This is a genomic window from Metaclostridioides mangenotii, from assembly GCF_018917235.1.
Taxonomy (GTDB): Bacteria; Bacillota; Clostridia; order Peptostreptococcales; family Peptostreptococcaceae; genus Metaclostridioides.
Map to the genome: position 1 here is coordinate 358,361 of NZ_JAHLOF010000001.1, position 17,910 is coordinate 376,270.

Below are 17,910 nucleotides of genomic sequence, written 5' to 3' on the forward strand. Positions count from 1 at the left end.
TGAATTCTCACTCAGATAAATTATATTTACTTATTTTTTATAATATCCAACATTCGCTTTGACATTATACTGTACTTCTAATTTCTCTAATGCTTTATTTACTATTCCATCTATATCAATTTTTTCCTCTTGTATCTCATCTCCATTTTCATCATACTCAATGAAATCAGGATTTTTTATATTATTCTTTTGATCGGAATGTATGTTGTAATTAAATTTGTATTTTTCTGTAGGCAAACTTAAGTCTAATAGAGAATTTTTCGCCTCAATATTTAAATTTTTTGCGATTGGCACTTTCGAATTTATATAGACTTCTCCTGTCTGTCTTTCACCAAGATCAGATTCCATTATTGTAAGGTTCTCTGGCAATTTAGATTCTATATCATCAATAACAAACTCATCGTCATTTGAAGTAATATTGACTGAAGGGGATGATAGTCTTACGTTCTTAATCCCTATAATATCTGTTACATTAAATGATATATAATTACTTGACATTAAATTTAAATTTTGTAAGTTTTGAATTTCTTTTGAAAAAGAAAATCCTCCAATATCATTTGTTGAAATTAATGTAAACTCATTTAAAAATATATCATCTTTAATTTCTACTCTGCCGTATCCAGTGACTAATTTCAAATCCACTCTATTAGGTAAATACACAACTATTGAATGATCTTGCATTGTAAAAATCTCATCTAAAAATGACTTTAGCATTGAATCGATATTTTTAAAGTTTCTGCTGTTATTATTGCTTTGCTCCTCTTCAATAAGCAGAGTTTTATCATTTTGCGATATCTTGTAATCTAAGTTATCTGTCATTCCTTTTCTCGCAATTAAAACAGTATTTTTATTATGATGTTTTATCTCTATATCTGCTACGTCCGAATTAATCTCAAGGTTATTTATATCTGCTCTTTCTTCAAAGATATTGTATTCCTGGTTAGCTTGTTTTCTTTTCTCATTTGCATAATCATTTATACTCGGTGTGGCGTAAAGTAAAGACCATGTTGTACCTATTATACCTACTACTAGCATAACTATTGCAACTATCGATATTTTTTTATTCATGATCTTCTCCTCCTTTACTTAAATCTACAGTCTTATACTGTATTTCTTTTTTCTTTGAAGCTCTTATGTATATACCTCTCGTCTTTATCCAGTGAATATACTTTTTAATTAAATCTCTAACAAATTTTACTACAAAGAATATAATCTGCCATGCAATAATTTGAAATCCTATAAATGCTACATATGTAAATATAAATGCCAACCAAGTTTCAGGTATTATTCCTATAAACTTAAATACAAACGGTAGCATAATAACCGATGTAAAAGCAGAAGTTACTAATCCTGTAAGTGTTACAAAAATAAAACCTACAACACTTCCAAAAGGTATTAGCATAAATAATGATAATATAACTAACGCACTTAATACTAATCCTCTACTAATGCTACCTGTAAATCTTCTGCCATCCTTCTCTATATTTAGTGTAAGAAGTTCAGTAAGTTTTTCAGGAGCTTTTTTAAAGAAATCACTTAGTTTTTTCCAAAGATTTTTTATACCTCTTCCAGTTTTTCTTTTTGCATCATTAATTTTGCTATTTAGAACTCGTTTATTTACTATTTGTTCTTCATCTGCTTCATTTACGTCTCCCTTTATCTGAGATACAAATTCCTCGGCAATTGTCTTTGGCGATCCAAGTTGAGATATTATCTCCATATCGCTCTTTCCTTCTATTATTCCATCGACGAAATATTCTTCGTAGTCCCTTATTATGTCGTTTACTTCATCATTAGAAAAATCTTTTTTTAAATAATCATGTAAAATCTCTAAAAATTCTTGCTTACTCAAAACCACTACCCCCTTCATTAGTACTTATAAGAACATCAACTGCTTTTATAAATGCTCTCCACTCTTCTAACATCTCTTTTAAATTATTTTTTCCAATATCAGTGATCCTGTAGTACTTTCTAGCAGGACCTTCTGAAGACTCTAAAATATATGTATCAAAGTATGAATCTTTTGTAAGCCTTCTAAGTATCGGGTATATTGTACCTTCATTTACATCAATAACCTTGGATATATTTTGCACTATTTCGTATCCATACATATCGCTTTTATCTATTAGTGCCAATACGCAAATCTCGAGTACTCCCTTTTTAAATTGTGTATTCATACGTTTCCTCCTCACTATCAAAATTATCATACATAGTAGTATGCAATACACAGTAGTATATTAAAAAATTTTTGCAATATAATATATATGCATGTTGTCTATGTATTTATAATAACACAGTACTGTGTAACACACAATAGATAATTGTTTTTTTATTTTTATAAACGTTGAATAAAAACTCTCTTAAATGTATAATTACACTAACATCTTTAATTTACGGAGGTGCCTAAAATTGAAAGATAACATCAAGACCATACTTATTTTGACTGCCCAATTTGGTGCTGGACATACGAGTGCTGCTAATGCAATTAAAGATTATTTACTTGATGAAAACCCAGATTACAATATTATTATTAGAAACTTTATCACCATCAGCATACCTCAAATGAATAAACCAATGGTTACATTTTATGAAAACAATACTAAGTATACGCCCGTGTTGTACAATTCATACTACTACTTTAGGAAATCAGTAGATACAAAACACGATATATCGCATAGATTGTATGCTCCAAAAGTTTCAGAATACATAAACAAAATAAAACCGGATATTATAGTGTCTACGTTTCCGATTGCTTGTGGATGTGTAAACGAATTTAAACTTAAAAATCCAGGTATAGACATGCCAAGTGTAACTGTTGTAACTGATGTTGTAGATAGCAATGAGTGGATTTACGAAAAAACTGATATGTACTTTGTACCAACTAGCGAAATTAAAAACAGATTTGTCCATAAAGGAATTTCACCAGAATCTATAAAAGTTACTGGTGTCCCTGTAGATAAAAGATTCAACTTAGAAGAAAAAACTGAATCCAACTATAGATATAGACTTCTACTTATGGGTGGAGGAAGGGGTTTATTTGAATTTGATGACGACTTTATTTACTGGATCGACAATTTTGTTTCTAAATATCAGGACCTTTTGAAAGTTACTATAGTTACTGGTAAAAATCATAAGTTGTATAAAACCCTTACAGAAAAATATCCTCTTAAAAATATTGAGGTTCTCGGATTTGTTGACAACATGTACGAATTGATACTAGATCACGACCTAATGTTTACTAAGCCAGGTGGAGCTACATTATTTGAAGCAATTAATTCAAAGACGCCTGTAATTATTAAATATCCAAAAGTTGGACAAGAAATTGAAAATGCTAAATTTATTATAGACAAAGGTATAGGAGTTGTTTATAAAACTGATAAAGAATTTCAAAACTTACTTGAAAAACTTGTACAAGGCAAATTAGATTCTTTTATAGAGTATACTAAAGAAAATCTCGAAGATTTTAAGGAATTAATACATCCAGAAAATATTCCTGAATATATCGAAGAATTTTTTAAATAAAAAGATCGATTGTTGAGAGTATTATTGATTGAACTCTCACAATCGATCTCTATTTTTTAATATATATTTTTCTTATATACTAAATAACGTTCTTGAATTTCATCTATTTTATCCTTAAGCTCTAGCTGTAGATTAGAAGCATTTTCGTAGTCTTTTTCAATTATTGCCTCTTTGATCTTTGTAAACAATGATTTTCTTGTTAATGTGTCTTTCATTATATCAAATTTTAAATCTGATATTGCTGTCCAATTTACTTCGTCAATAGCATCCATATTATCGTTTGTATATCTTTTTTCTATTCCCCTTATAATTTTTACATCATTTCTAATTATTCTAGAGGTAAGTTGCTTTTGCCACTTATCTAACGCTCCTACTTTAAAAGAGTTTATAATTACATCTGTAAAAACTCCACCTTGTTTTAGTGCCTCAAGTTTATCCTTGTGTAAATCTAGATTTCTCATATTTTCAAATACAGTTCTAGGTGGAACTCCAAATCTATTTACTCTTTCTTCTTCTGTATAATAACTAAATATGTTATTTTCATCTCTATAAGCTCTATCTTTTTCTAAGTAGAAACTATCTTCTCCTACATCTTTAGATATTTCTTTTTCAAGTGCTTTAGTGTCAAGTCTACTCTTTGCTACTGCCTTGATACCTTCAAGCATAGTTTGGTAACATCCAGCTGCTACAAGATATGTGTTTGAAAGAGGACTTGGAGATCTAAGCTCAAATCTCATATTTCTAGGACTCTTTAAATCTCTAATTACGCCTATTAACACTGATCTATTTCTAGATGGAATTTCATATGCATGACCAAGTGTAGCAACAGTACAAACTGGAGCTTCAAATCCCGGCACTAATCTATTGAATTCATCACTTGTTGAAGTAACGATTGGGCTTAGTACTTCGTAATTTTTAAGAATTCCCATAAGTGCACCGTAACCAATTTCACTAAGGTAATCATCTTCTAGCTTTTTAGGTGCAAGCAAGTTTACACTTCTTCCGTCTTTTAGATTTGCACTTACTCCTAAATGTGTGTGTCCACCACTACCTGCAACTTTTTCGATAGGCTTAGCTTTAAATGTAACCTCAAGACCATTTGATGAAAATACATCATCAATTACATTTCTTACTAAAAGTTCGTTATCACAAGCTTGCAAAGGGCAAGCAAACTTCCATGAAATCTCTAATTGTTCCATTGCGTGATTAATTTTTCCATCTATACTTATTGAACTAGGAATTCCTCCAACTTCTTTGTGAGCTAATTCAGGTTCTATTCCTAATCTTTGAAGCTCAGTTAGAGTCTTTTCTAAACAAGTTCTTATTATTCCATGAGTTCTCTTCCAATACTGTTCTTTTAAACTTTGTGAAACATAGAGTTTTTCAAGATTTGCTTTATCTTCTGGTGTGTTTACCCAAAATTCCAACTCTGTTGCTGTAGTTAAGACTATTTCTTCAATGTCATCTACAGAACCTATTCCCAAGTTATTTATTAAGTGAGGATACTCTCTGAAAGTGTCTATTAGAGATTTCTTAAAATATTCATCAGCGTTTTCTAGAATTCCTCTGGAGCATACTTTTTTATTGTCATGTATTAGATATGCTGGAATAATCAATGTACCAACTGGAAGACCAGTTTCATAATCTATATACTCCTTATTGTAATCAATATACCATCTTGCTACTGAGTCAGGCATAAGGTCTACTTTTGCGTTATTTAAAGTAGCAATTTCATATAACTCAACACTCGATCCATCAGTCTGAATAGCTGATGATAAAAACTTGTTAATATCTTTTAAAAACAAATTTATTGGAATTTTTACATCTGTTGCATTTCCCCCAAGGTCAACACCCATAAGCGATACAAATTTAATATTTGAATTCTCACTTAATACAGTTTTGAGCTCTTCATCGGTATAGTTTTCTTTTTCAATAAAATACAGTAAATCCTTCATGCGTTATCTCTCCCATTTTGTAAATTTATTCGCTTACTATATATACGATAGTACTTATTTTAACAAACATTGAACATTTTTTTTCGACTAATATTCGTGTTTTGTTTCTTTATTATTAATTATTATATAATAGTTTACGCAAATTCTCAATATTTTTATTATTAAAAGAACACTATAAAAAATTGCATTATTTTAGAACAAGTTCAACAGGGCAATGGTCAGATCCTAATACCTCTGTATGAATATCTACACTTACAAGTCTATCCTCTAATTTTTTAGATACGCAGAAGTAGTCAATTCTCCAACCAGCGTTGTTCTTTCTTGCATTAAATCTATATGACCACCAAGAATAAACGCCCTCTGTATCTGGGTTAAAGTATCTGTAACTGTCTATAAAACCTCTTTCAAGTAAGTTAGAAAACTTTCCTCTTTCATCATCTGTAAATCCTGGATTTTTTCTATTGTTTTTAGGGTTTTTTAAGTCTATTTCTTGATGAGCTACATTTAGATCGCCACATACTACTACTGGTTTTTTGTTATCAAGCTCTACTAGATATTCTGTAAAATCCTCTTCCCACTTCATTCTGTACTCAAGTCTCTTTAACTCACTTTGTGAATTTGGTGTATATACTGTTACCATGTAAAAATCTTCAAATTCTAAAGTGATAATTCTACCTTCTTTATCATGTTCTTCTATTCCCAATCCATAAGATACATCTAATGGCTCTTGTTTAGTAAAAATTGCTGTTCCAGAGTAACCTTTCTTTTCAGCGTAATTCCAATATTGATAATAGCCTTCTAAATCTAAGTCTATCTGTCCTTCTTGTAATTTACTTTCTTGTATACAAAATATATCAGCATCTACATCCTTGAAAAAATCCAAAAATCCTTTGCCGACACAAGCTCTTATTCCATTTACATTCCACGATATTAATTTCATTTTGCCCTCCTAATTACATTTGTTTTTTTTCTTTAACTTAAGTCCCTTAAACATTTTTAGTTATTTAATCTTAAAAACCTATATCATTAATGCAGATGCCAATTCTTCTGCATCAATAGATGATACATGTACATCTGCTCCCAACTCAAAACCTCCGAAATTAAATCTTCTAGGGATTATATGTATATGTGAATTATAATAATCCATTGAATCTATATTTTTAGGATGTGTATGAAAACATAAGTTAAACGGCATATAGCCATTTATTTCATATATATTCTTAAATAGTTTATTAAACGTTGTAGAAATCTCTTTTAAATCTGCATCCGTCAAATTTTCAAATTTAACGCCGTCTTTAAATATTACTCTTATTTCACCACTATATTTTGTCGCATATGGCACTATCACTATAAATGAACTCCCATTGTATATAACCCTACTCTTGTGTTCAAGTTCTTCTTTAATGATGTCACTGTAAAGAGATCTTGCATTTTCTTTATAGTATTTTAGACCTATATTTAATTCATTTTGAACCTCAGGTGGTACTAAGGACATAGACATAATTTGAGAATGGGGATGCATTAGTGATGCCCCAGCTTTTCTCAGGAAATTTTTAAATATATTCACATATTCAACTTTTTCTTCCTGTATTAATGATTTATACCTATTTTTGTACATGATAAACATATCTTCAAACTCTTCTTCTGTCATATCGTAAAAGCTACCATTATGCCTATAAGTGTCTACCATAACCTCATGCTTTCCAAATATTTGAGTCGATGATTCATCTATAATCGGGAACTTATTATACACTGATCTTACAAACCAATCTGAATCCCTTCTAATTTCATAAATTGGATCTGTAGTATATTTTTCATTACCTCTACAAAACGGACACCACTCACTGTATACCTCGGTTTCTTCTTGTTCTTCTATTTGATGTGAACTTTTGTCTAGCGGTCTTTTCATTCTATCCGCTGCAAAAATTATTAAATCATCCGTTATTTTGTCTATCCTTAACTCTTTCATAAATACACCTCGTAAATTAAATTCTTTTCAATTATAAGTCTATTATATGTTATTTGTCATATTGATTAAATAGATATAATATATTTTACAATATTGACAATTCCTAATTTTCTGTTTTTTCGACCTCAATTTGTATTAATTATCTGACAAATATAAAATTATATTTTAATTTATGCTGATTTTTAAATTATTCTGTGATATTATTAAGTTGTATATAAATATTTTTACGTTAGATACATAGAAAGACTTAATTACATTTTACTATTTTATTGGGAGGTATTTATTATGAAGTATTCTAAAAGATTAACATCTATGCAATCTTCTCCAATCAGAAGACTTGCACCTTATGCTAAAGCTGCTAAGGATAAAGGAACAAAGGTATATCACCTTAACATAGGACAACCCGATATCAAAACTCCTCAAGGATTTTTTGATGCAGTAAAAGAATTTAAAAGTGAAGTTCTAGAGTATGCTGGATCTGAAGGTATTCCAGAGTTAATAGAAGCTTTACAAGATTACTACAAGACATATAATATTGAATTCGATAAAGATGAAATACTAGTAACAAATGGAGGAAGTGAAGCTTTACTATTCACTATGATGGCAGTTTGTGATCCTGGTGATAACATCTTAGTTCCAGAGCCATTCTATACTAACTACAATGGATTTAGCCAATGTGTTAATGTCGAAATGAATCCAGTTACTACTACTGCAGAAAACGGATTCCACTTACCAGCAAAAGCAGATATCGTAGCTAGATTAAATGATAATACCAGAGCAATACTAATATCTAACCCAGGCAACCCTACAGGTGCTATATATACAAAAGATGAACTTCAAATGTTAGCCGATATAGCTAAAGAAAATGATCTATGGTTAATAGCTGATGAGGTATACAGAGAGTTCGTTTACGATGGACTTGATTATACAAGCTGCGGTAACCTAACAGATATTCAAGATAGAGTTATAATAGTAGACAGTGTTTCTAAAAGATACAGTGCCTGTGGAGCAAGAATTGGTTCTGTAGCTTCTAAAAACAAAGGGCTTATAGCTGAAATATTAAAATTATGCCAAGGAAGACTTTGTGTGCCTACATTAGATCAAATAGGTGCTGTTGCACTTTACAAAACTCCTGCTTCATACTTCAAAGAAGTTAACGAAGAGTACAGAAAGAGAAGAGATGTTTTATACAATGAATTAATAAAAGTTGACGGAGTAATATGTGAAAAACCAACTGGTGCTTTCTACATAGTTGCTAAACTTCCAGTTGAAAACGCTGAAGACTTCGCTATCTGGATGTTAAAAGAATTCAGTAAAGACAAGGCTACAGTAATGTTTACACCAGCTGAAGGATTTTACGCTACTCCAGGTTTAGGTAAAAACGAGATAAGACTTGCTTACATCCTTAACCAAACTGATTTACAAAATGCAGCTACACTTCTTAAAGAAGGCTTAGAGCAATATGTTGCATTAAATACTAAAGCTTAATAAAATTAAATAATATATAAAGGAATACCTTAATAGGTATTCCTTTTGGTTTATTTAGATAATTACTATTTTCCTAAATAAAATAATGGCTATTAAAAAACAAGTTTTAGTAGCCATTATTTTATATATTTATCTTTCTATCTCGTTTTAATAAAAATAACTATACACGTAAGTCAACATCCACTTTATCAAGTTGATCTTCATAGTCTTTTAAAGCAGGATCTACTACTTCTTTAATGAAATCATCTACTTGTTCACTGGCTCTTCCAGTAAAGTTCTTTGGATCCATTATTGATAATATTTCTTCTTTACTCATTTTAAATGAATCATTCTCAATTATTAATGATATAAGATTATTTTCTAAACCTTCATGTTTAACTCTGTAAGCAGCTTTCATTGAATATTCTCTTATAATCTCATGAAGCTCTTGTCTATCGCCACCTCTTTTAACAGCTTCCATAAGAATTGTCTCTGTAGCCATAAAAGGTAATTCTTCATTAACGTGCTTGTTTATCATATTTTCGTAAACTACTATGCCGTCTGTAACGTTTATTCCTATTTCAAGTATTGCATCAGCGGCCATAAACGCTTGTGGTATAGATAATCTCTTATTCGCTGAATCATCTAATGTTCTCTCTAGCCATTGAGTTGATTGCACCATAGCAGGGCTTAAAGATTCAGAAATTATATATTTGCTAAGTGAAGATATTCTTTCACTTCTCATTGGATTTCTCTTATATGCCATAGCAGATGAACCTATTTGATTTTTCTCAAATGGCTCTTCAAGTTCTTTAAGGTGTTGTAAAAGCCTTATATCGTTAGTCATCTTGTGCATGCTCTGTGCAATTCCTGATAGTATACTAATCACTTGATAGTCAAGTTTTCTAGTATAAGTTTGTCCACTAACTGCGTATGATGATTCATATCCCATCTTAGTACATACTATTTTATCTAATTCTTTAACTCTATCGTGATCTCCATCAAATAAACTTAAGAAACTAGCTTGAGTCCCAGTAGTACCTTTAACTCCTCTAAGCTTCATATTATCGAGTCTATAATTCATATCCTCTAAATCAAGTATAAGATCTTGTGCCCATAGACAAGCTCTCTTTCCTACAGTAGTTAATTGTGCTGCTTGGAAATGTGTAAATCCAAGAGTGGGAACATCCTTGTATTTTAGAGAAAATTTCTTTAAATTATTTATCAAATTAGCTAATTTAATTCTTAATAGCTTTAAAGCCTCTGTCATTTGTATTACATCAGTATTGTCACCAACATACGCAGAGGTAGCTCCCAAATGTATTATACCTTTAGCTTTTGGACACTGTAATCCATATGCTTTTACATGTGACATAACATCATGTCTAACTTCTTTTTCTATTTTTCTAGCTTCATCAAAATTTATATTATCTATATTTCCTCTAAGCTCTTCAAGTTGCTCTTCAGTAATATTTAATCCTAGCTCATGCTCTCCTTCTGCTAGTGCAACCCATAATTTTCTCCATGTTGAGAATTTAAATTGAGGTGAAAATATATAACTCATATCTTTACTACAATATCTATCTGTCAATGGATTTGAATAAGTAGTATATTTATTGTCTACCATTAATAAGTCCTCCTAATATATTTAATTAATTATATCAACATAATAATTATATGAAATTTCACGAACAATAACAAGTATTTTTAGCTTTTTATTCATATTTTCTAATTATTAAATATCTATAATCTATTTTTCTCCATCTATAATGTAATTAGCCTTTCCATCAGACATAAAATTTAAAACATATTTATACCTTTGGGCATAGTGTTTATCACTCCAACCAAGTTTGTTTTTTAACTCTTCTTCATCAAGCCCAAACATCAGACTAATAGCTGCATAAGAGTGTCTAAAATCTCTAGCAGAATACTGTGGCAGCTCTGCCATATCAAGAGCTTTCCTTACAATAATTCTTACATTTCTATCAGTAATAAAGTCGCTTTTTTGAGTTGTAAAAATAAAGCTATCACAGTTATCAATCTTTTCACCTAAGCCTAAAGAAGCTCTATATTCTTCAAGCAAAAATAAAAGATATGGATGTATTAACATTGATCTTTCTTTTCTTCCCTTACCTAATTTTATATATATTTCACCATCAGAGCCTTTATATATATCTTTCCATTTTAGATTTACAAGCTCATTTAACAAACAACCTGTAGTAATTAAACAAACTATAATAGCCCCATCCCTAAACTTTAACTTTGGAACTATGCTTAGAAGTTTATTTATCTCATCTATACTTAACACATCATCTTTATTTTTAATCCTAGTAACAGTAGGTTTTTCAACATTTCTAAAAGGATTAATTCTTATATATTTCTCTTTTTTTAGGTAGTTAAAATAACTATGTAGATAACTGTATACTTTCTCAGAAGTAGATTTAGCATAATTTTCTTTGATAAATTCCATAAACTTCTCACAATCATACTTATCTACATCTATAAAATTTTTTTCGCCTACAAATTTTTTAAACTGTGCAAGTTTTAAAAAATAATCATACTTTGTATTGGGACTCATCTTCACAGAAAAATTATTAAAAACTTCATACTCAAAATCTTCTAATACTTTTACATTGTTCATATAATCACCTTCTACCATTACTTTCATCTTATACACTTACTATACCATAACTTAATTATACTTAAAATGAAATTTACTACTATTGTTTACTTATCAATGCTATGATATTATAAATTAGTAAACTTAGCATATAATGACTATTAAGAAAAGATTAGAATTAAGTATTGGGGGTAGAAAATTTGGAAGGATTCAGTATAATAGAAATACTTAAAGCAGTTGTTTTAGGTATCGTTCAGGGAATCACAGAGTGGTTACCAGTTAGCAGTACAGGGCATATGATATTGGTTGATGAGTTTATTAAACTAAACTTCTCTACTACTTTTATAAATACATTTTTAGTAGTAATACAATTTGGTTCAATTCTTGCCGTATTATTGATTTTCTTTAAAAAATTAAATCCTTTTGATAAGGAGAAGACACCTGCACAGAAAAATGAAACCATAGACTTATGGATAAAAGTAATAATAGCTATAATTCCATCAGGAATAATAGGAGTATTATTTGAAGACAAAATAGATGCATTATTCTTTAACTCTACCGTTGTAGCAATTGCGCTGATAGTGTACGGTATAATTATGATAATGTTGGAAAGTAGAAATAAAAAACCTAAGTACAACAACTTTAAAGACGTTACATATAAATTGGCTTTTGCAATAGGTATATTTCAGTGTTTAGCACTTATACCAGGAACATCAAGATCTGGATCTACTATAATAGGAGCTGTCTTACTTGGGACTTCAAGATTTGTAGCCGCTGAGTTTTCATTCTTTATGGCAATACCGACGATGTTAGGTGCCAGTGCATTAAAGCTTTTGAAAACTGGATTTGCTTTTACAGGATTTGAATGGCTTATACTACTAATCGGATCAGTAGTAGCATTCTTAGTTTCTGTAGTGGTAATAAAACTTTTTATGGATTATATCAAAAAACACGACTTCAAACCATTTGGTTATTACCGTATCGTATTAGGTATAATCGTATTGGCTTATTTCTTTATTTTTTAAGAACTGGTTATAAAGAGACAGGTGATGTAGTAATTCGTAACGTCGATATAAATATAATGTAATCTAGCAATCGTACCTTGCTTGTTATTAAATTATATTTATATCGACGCTACGCTCGACTATTTCACCTGTCCCTTTTTCTTTTTGAAAGTTAAAAGGGCTATCTTTATTTCATGGAAGTTAAAAGGGCTGTTGTTTGGCATAATGTTGAATTTGATTTGTGGTAGATGTCTGGCGCGGTTCGATAGCCAGCCTACCTCAAATCATGTATCAATGTTATGACAATCAACAGCCCTTTTAACAACATCCCTCTACTTAGAATCAACAATCAATTTTATCAAATCGCTACCTTCTTCGTTAAATGTCGTTACAATTTTTAAACAGTTTGAAGCTCTACTTAAAGCTAAGTAAATCTTGTTTAAATCTCCTACAAAGTCATTGATTTGATATTCTTGGTCATTTTCGTTTATAGTTTGGTTATAAAGCATCTCCAACTCACAAACGATTGCTGCTTTATACTCTAGACTCTTAATAGTATAAATATTAGATAGAGTAACCCCCATCTTTTTACTTAAGTTAGTCAAATTTTCATCTGCATATATATACGGTATACCCGATGCCTCAAATGCTTTTTTCAACATATACTGAAAGTATATTGTATTTCCATTTTTCAGTTTTTTCTTATTATATGGATATATTACAGCTATTTCTTCGTGTTTTATACCAAGCTTTGTTGTAAGGTACTCAATTTCCCAAATAACGGAGCTTATTTGGTCATCGAGGTCACTAACCTTAATTATATCCACCGAGCTATCCAAAGTCCTTATAGCATCCATTTTGTAGAAGATATCATGATTTATATTTTTCTTTAAATTTCTTATAAATTTGTTTGAGTTATCTGCAAACTTATTTATAAATTCTGCTATATCTTTTGTGTGTCTATAGTTAAATGTTAAAAATAACTTTTCATTAAATTCTATGTTTTCATATGGAGTTTTAAATATATTAAGATTATTTGAGATATTTAAAGAACCACATGAATAAATGTTGAATATATATTTAGTTTTATACAAAAATTCTTGTATAAATTTTATATCATCATCTGCAAAACACTCTGCTTCATCTATAAATATTCCTTTGAACATATTTTTATTTTTTATTATATTTTCAGCTTGTTTGACTAAATTTTTAAATGTTTTCTCATAATCATTTTTTAACATAGTATAGTCAAGTATTAGACTATATTTTTTAGTTAGTTTAAATATAAATGACCCAAATGTATGAACTTCTAAGTTGTGGTTGTCCTTATATAGTATCTCAAGTAGTTCTCTTAATTCATTGCATGACTGCTTATTGTGAGTAAATATTAGAAAATTATGATGTGGATACACTTTTGCTAATTTTATGGCTCTAGAAACCATTATTGATGTTTTACCAGTACCCGAAGCTCCTTCTATTAAAGAGTCGCCATAGTTTATAGATATAGCATCTTTAATTTGACTCTCTTCCATCATAGTAGCTGTATACTCATAGTCATCATTATAAAAAGAAATTTTTTTGAATTTTTCATTTAGATGCAAAGAATCATTTATTAGATAGTACTCTGAGCAAACTTCTAATAAATATAAATTTAAGCTCACTTCATTGTTCTCTTTTGGTAAGTATTCATCTAAAGATTCCTCTTCATTTATCAATTGTAAAAACTTAATTTTATCTATAACATGATTTTTAACAAAATCATCAAACCCAAAACTATCGTGAATTTCTACATAAGGCATGACGAATACATAATTATAACTTATATTTCTAAAATTGAGGTTCATTTTATTTTTCAAAAGATCAAATTCCTCGTCCATAACTTCTATCAGTTCTTCTTCCAATATTGAGAATATATCTTCAGTAGTTTCTACAAATTTTATGAATAAAGGTTTATTGTCTTTTATATACAATAAATCAGTATTTATCCCTTTAAAAGGAGTAACCTTTGGAATAATCTTAGAATTTTTATCTAACTCTAATATTTCAAAAAAACTTTTTTCAATTTCTTTAATCTTTAGGGCATCTAATTGGGATCTTATATCTACATATTGAATCACTTATAACTACCTCCTTATGTTATAAATAATTATAACATTAAAACTAAGCTTTTATATAAAAAACCACAATAAATAGAATGATATCTATAAATTGTGGTCTTTACTTCTAATTATTTAGCATATTCTATTGCTCTAGTTTCCCTTATTATGCTTACTTTTATTTGTCCAGGATACTCAAGTTCCTCTTCAATTTTCTTAGTCATATCTCTTGCTAATAAGTGTAATTCTTCATCGTTAACATCTTCTGGTTTAACCATGATTCTGATTTCTCTACCAGCTTGTATAGCATACGATTTTTCTACACCGTCATATGAGCTAGCTATTTCTTCTAACTTTTCTAGTCTCTTAATATAAGCTTCTAAAGTCTCTCTTCTGGCTCCTGGTCTGGCCGCAGATATTGCATCTGCCGCTGTTACTAAAACAGCTTCTACTGATTGAGGTTCGTAGTCACCATGATGTGTACTCATAGCATGTATTACCTCTTTAGATTCCTTGTATCTTCTAAGTAAATCCATACCTATTTCTACATGAGTACCTTCCATTTCGTGGTCAACAGCCTTGCCTATATCGTGTACTAACCCAGCTCTTTTAGCAAGTCTTACATCAGCACCTATTTCAGCTGCCATTATACCTGCTAAATGAGCAACTTCTATTGAATGTTTAAGTACATTTTGTCCGTAACTTGTTCTGTAGTTAAGTCTTCCAAGGAGTCTGATAATTTCTGGATGAAGCCCGTGAACACCTGTTTCAAATGCAGCTTGCTCACCGTATTCTTTGATAATATTGTCGACTTCTTTTTTAGCCTTCTCTACCATTTCCTCTATTCTAGCAGGGTGGATTCTTCCATCTGCTATAAGTTTTTCAAGAGCAATTCTTGCAATTTCTCTTCTAATTGGGTCAAATCCTGATAAAATTACTGCTTCTGGAGTATCATCTATTATAAGATCTATACCAGTTAGAGTCTCTAAGGTTCTTATATTTCTACCTTCTCTACCAATTATTCTACCTTTCATCTCGTCATTCGGAAGATTTACTACTGTTACAGTAGTCTCTGCCACATGATCAGCAGCACATTTTTGAATAGCATATCCAATAATCTCTCTCGACTTTTTATCTGCTTCTTCTTTTGCCTGCGTTTCAACTTCTTTAATCATCATAGACATTTCACGTCTAACATCTCTTTCTGCATTGCTTAAGATTATCTCTTTAGCTCTGTCAGATGTTATACCTGATATGCCTTCTAACTTAGATAGTTGCTGTGCTTTGATCTCTTCTACTTCATTTTCTTTTTCTTGTGCTAATTTTAGCTTATCTGCTAAATTAGATTCTTTGGTTTCTAAGTTCTGTAATTTCTTATCTAAAACTTCTTCTTTTTGTATTACTCTTTTTTCATATCTTTGTACTTCGTTTCTTCTTTCTTTATTCTCTCTTTCAGCTTCTGATCTCCATTTGTGGATCTCTTCTTTCGCTTCTAATAATTTTTCCTTTTGTACCGTTTCGGAGTCTCGATGTGCTTTATCTATTATTTCTTTAGCTAAGTTTTCGGCTTGGCCAACTTTTGCTTCAGATACGTTCTTTCTAACAATATATCCTGCTAAAATACCAATAATTGCACATATAATACCTATTACAATCTCTATGACATCCACCTCCTTTTCATTAGTTATTAAACTAAAACGTCATTTAGTAAACCAAAACGTCGTAAATTTGATAAAAATATCCTCATTAATTATAGTAAAACAATGCTCTTAAATTAAATTTATATATTTTACCCTCATTTAATTTTATAATCTTTTCTATATTGTGTCAAGCTAATCAGGAGTGTGGAATGCCTTTTATTACCTATTAATTTCATATAATCTTCTTAAGTCTATTTCTCAATTTATACTTGCTCAACATCTACCTTTTTATTTTCTTCTTTATCATCTGCTTCACCAGTAGAATCTAACTCATAGAACGCTCTGACTTTTGCATTTATTTCATCAGCTAAATCTTGGTTGTCGTCTAAGAATTTTTTAACATTTTCTCTACCTTGTCCAAGTTTTGTATCTTCATAGTTATACCATGAACCAGATTTTTTAACTATATCTATGTTAGCTGCTATATCAAGTAGATCTCCTACCTTAGAGATACCTTCTCCGTACATTATATCGAACTCAGCTTGTTTAAATGGAGGGGCAACTTTATTTTTAACAACTTTTACTCTAGTTCTGTTTCCTATTATTTTATCTCCTTGCTTGATACTGTCGATTCTTCTAACATCAAGTCTAACTGATGAATAGAACTTAAGAGCACGTCCTCCAGTTGTTGTCTCAGGATTTCCAAACATAATTCCAACTTTTTCTCTAAGTTGGTTTATAAATATTGCTACACAGTTAGATTTTTTGATAGAACCAGTTAATTTTCTAAGAGCTTGAGACATAAGTCTAGCTTGAAGGCCCACATGAGAATCTCCCATATCCCCATCTATCTCTGCCTTTGGAACAAGAGCCGCAACTGAGTCTACTACTATAATATCTATAGCACCACTTCTTATAAGCGCCTCAGCTATCTCTAGTGCTTGCTCTCCAGTGTCAGGTTGTGAAATTATAAGGTTGTCTACATCAACACCAAGTGCCTTTGCGTAAACTGGATCAAGTGCATGCTCTGCATCTATGAAAGCTGCGATCCCGCCATTTTTTTGTGCTTCTGCAACACTATGAAGTGCTACAGTCGTTTTACCTGATGATTCTGGTCCATATATTTCAACTATTCTTCCTCTTGGAAGTCCACCGATACCTACAGCTATATCAAGCCCTAAAGCTCCTGTAGGTATAACATCTATAGACATTGAAGTGGCTTCTCCAAGTTTCATTACAGATCCTTTACCAAAGTCTTTTTCAATTTTCCCCAACGCCTCATTTAAGGCTTTTAATTTTTCTTGATCAACGCTCATCTCAATACCATCCCTTCATATATATAAAATCAAACATTTGTTCTTTGTCGTATATTAATTATATATCATAATATTAATAGAGTCAATTTAAAAAATGCATTACTCCTAATTTTTTATTTTTACATTCCATATCTTATTTATTAACATTTTTGCCTCTCGCTAAACATGTAATTTCTATCAATAAAAATAAATTTTATTAGATTATTAAACGAACGCAATATTCATAAAATAGAAAATAGGCATGAGGTTAGAAAACCATTACATGCCCATTTAAATAACTTATTTTTTTTATTATTAAATATAATTGCTAGTCTATTATCT

Annotated in this window: 14 protein-coding genes; 3 read left to right on the forward strand and 11 right to left on the reverse strand. The window is 30.3% G+C overall.

The window, feature by feature from the left end:
* Positions 1-30 precede the first annotated feature (30 nt).
* From KQI18_RS01700 to KQI18_RS01710, 3 genes are read right to left on the reverse strand one after another with little or no spacing between them, the layout of a single operon-like run.
* Positions 31-1,068: a DUF4097 family beta strand repeat-containing protein gene (locus tag KQI18_RS01700; protein WP_216465758.1), complete on the reverse strand. Its 1,038-nt coding sequence runs from the start codon at positions 1,066-1,068 to the stop codon at positions 31-33.
* On the reverse strand, positions 1,061-1,852 hold the full coding sequence (locus tag KQI18_RS01705; protein ID WP_216465759.1) for a DUF1700 domain-containing protein: 792 nt from the start codon (positions 1,850-1,852) through the stop codon (positions 1,061-1,063). Before KQI18_RS01705 ends, KQI18_RS01700 begins: the two co-directional genes overlap by 8 nt.
* On the reverse strand, positions 1,845-2,177 hold the full coding sequence (locus tag KQI18_RS01710) for a PadR family transcriptional regulator (RefSeq protein WP_216465762.1): 333 nt from the start codon (positions 2,175-2,177) through the stop codon (positions 1,845-1,847). Before KQI18_RS01710 ends, KQI18_RS01705 begins: the two co-directional genes overlap by 8 nt.
* A 187-nt stretch (positions 2,178-2,364) precedes the next feature.
* Here KQI18_RS01710 and KQI18_RS01715 point away from each other — a divergent pair, with 187 nt between their 5' ends.
* Positions 2,365-3,522, forward strand: a complete 1,158-nt coding sequence (locus tag KQI18_RS01715) for an MGDG synthase family glycosyltransferase (protein ID WP_216465764.1) — start codon at positions 2,365-2,367, stop codon at positions 3,520-3,522.
* 56 nt (positions 3,523-3,578) lie between these two features.
* Here the strand turns inward: KQI18_RS01715 and KQI18_RS01720 are convergent, their stop codons facing one another.
* The 3 genes from KQI18_RS01720 to galT all read right to left on the reverse strand — a co-directional run bounded on the left by KQI18_RS01720 (position 3,579) and on the right by galT (position 7,446).
* Positions 3,579-5,477, reverse strand: a complete 1,899-nt coding sequence (locus KQI18_RS01720) for a glutamine synthetase (RefSeq protein WP_216465766.1) — start codon at positions 5,475-5,477, stop codon at positions 3,579-3,581.
* Positions 5,478-5,664: 187 nt separating this feature from the next.
* On the reverse strand, positions 5,665-6,417 hold the full coding sequence (locus KQI18_RS01725) for an exodeoxyribonuclease III (protein WP_216465768.1): 753 nt from the start codon (positions 6,415-6,417) through the stop codon (positions 5,665-5,667).
* A 78-nt stretch (positions 6,418-6,495) separates the two neighbouring features.
* Positions 6,496-7,446 (reverse strand): galactose-1-phosphate uridylyltransferase, encoded by a 951-nt coding sequence (galT, locus tag KQI18_RS01730; protein ID WP_216465773.1) that lies wholly within the window; start codon positions 7,444-7,446, stop codon positions 6,496-6,498.
* Between the two features lie 285 nt (positions 7,447-7,731).
* On the opposite strand from galT, the gene KQI18_RS01735 reads away from it, so the two are divergent.
* Positions 7,732-8,934 (forward strand): pyridoxal phosphate-dependent aminotransferase, encoded by a 1,203-nt coding sequence (locus KQI18_RS01735; protein WP_216465774.1) that lies wholly within the window; start codon positions 7,732-7,734, stop codon positions 8,932-8,934.
* A gap of 160 nt (positions 8,935-9,094) precedes the next feature.
* On the opposite strand, the gene purB is transcribed toward KQI18_RS01735, so the two are convergent.
* Together purB and KQI18_RS01745 are read right to left on the reverse strand one after the other, a co-directional pair.
* On the reverse strand, positions 9,095-10,540 hold the full coding sequence (purB, locus tag KQI18_RS01740; RefSeq protein ID WP_216465775.1) for an adenylosuccinate lyase: 1,446 nt from the start codon (positions 10,538-10,540) through the stop codon (positions 9,095-9,097).
* 123 nt (positions 10,541-10,663) lie between these two features.
* Complete coding sequence (locus KQI18_RS01745) at positions 10,664-11,554, reverse strand: tyrosine-type recombinase/integrase (RefSeq protein WP_216465779.1); 891 nt, start codon at positions 11,552-11,554, stop codon at positions 10,664-10,666.
* Between the two features lie 179 nt (positions 11,555-11,733).
* Between KQI18_RS01745 and KQI18_RS01750 the strand changes: the two genes are divergently transcribed.
* Positions 11,734-12,558, forward strand: a complete 825-nt coding sequence (locus KQI18_RS01750) for an undecaprenyl-diphosphate phosphatase (RefSeq protein ID WP_216465780.1) — start codon at positions 11,734-11,736, stop codon at positions 12,556-12,558.
* Between the two features lie 311 nt (positions 12,559-12,869).
* On the opposite strand, the gene KQI18_RS01755 is transcribed toward KQI18_RS01750, so the two are convergent.
* The 3 genes from KQI18_RS01755 to recA form a co-directional block, all read right to left on the reverse strand.
* Entirely contained in the window at positions 12,870-14,654 is a 1,785-nt protein-coding gene (locus KQI18_RS01755) for a UvrD-helicase domain-containing protein (protein WP_216465782.1), read from the reverse strand.
* 110 nt (positions 14,655-14,764) lie between these two features.
* The gene (rny, locus tag KQI18_RS01760; protein ID WP_216465789.1) at positions 14,765-16,303 is read right to left on the reverse strand and encodes a ribonuclease Y; all 1,539 of its coding nucleotides are present in this window, start codon (positions 16,301-16,303) and stop codon (positions 14,765-14,767) included.
* A 233-nt stretch (positions 16,304-16,536) separates the two neighbouring features.
* Positions 16,537-17,589 carry a recombinase RecA gene (gene recA / locus KQI18_RS01765; protein ID WP_216465795.1) on the reverse strand — a complete coding sequence of 351 codons (1,053 nt, stop codon included), beginning with the start codon at positions 17,587-17,589 and terminating at the stop codon, positions 16,537-16,539.
* Positions 17,590-17,910 lie beyond the last annotated feature (321 nt).

What these genes read in the sequence shown, in the direction of transcription:
- KQI18_RS01700 (WP_216465758.1), bottom strand. Translation starts at nt 1,068, where the DNA reads ATGAATAAAAAAATATCGATAGTTGCAATAGTTATGCTAGTAGTAGGT.
- KQI18_RS01710 (WP_216465762.1), bottom strand. Translation starts at nt 2,177, where the DNA reads ATGAATACACAATTTAAAAAGGGAGTACTCGAGATTTGCGTATTGGCA.
- KQI18_RS01715 (WP_216465764.1), top strand. Translation starts at nt 2,365, where the DNA reads ATGTATAATTACACTAACATCTTTAATTTACGGAGGTGCCTAAAATTG.
- KQI18_RS01720 (WP_216465766.1), bottom strand. Translation starts at nt 5,477, where the DNA reads ATGAAGGATTTACTGTATTTTATTGAAAAAGAAAACTATACCGATGAA.
- KQI18_RS01725 (WP_216465768.1), bottom strand. Translation starts at nt 6,417, where the DNA reads ATGAAATTAATATCGTGGAATGTAAATGGAATAAGAGCTTGTGTCGGC.
- galT (WP_216465773.1), bottom strand. Translation starts at nt 7,446, where the DNA reads ATGAAAGAGTTAAGGATAGACAAAATAACGGATGATTTAATAATTTTT.
- KQI18_RS01735 (WP_216465774.1), top strand. Translation starts at nt 7,732, where the DNA reads ATGAAGTATTCTAAAAGATTAACATCTATGCAATCTTCTCCAATCAGA.
- purB (WP_216465775.1), bottom strand. Translation starts at nt 10,540, where the DNA reads ATGGTAGACAATAAATATACTACTTATTCAAATCCATTGACAGATAGA.
- KQI18_RS01745 (WP_216465779.1), bottom strand. Translation starts at nt 11,554, where the DNA reads ATGAACAATGTAAAAGTATTAGAAGATTTTGAGTATGAAGTTTTTAAT.
- recA (WP_216465795.1), bottom strand. Translation starts at nt 17,589, where the DNA reads ATGAGCGTTGATCAAGAAAAATTAAAAGCCTTAAATGAGGCGTTGGGG.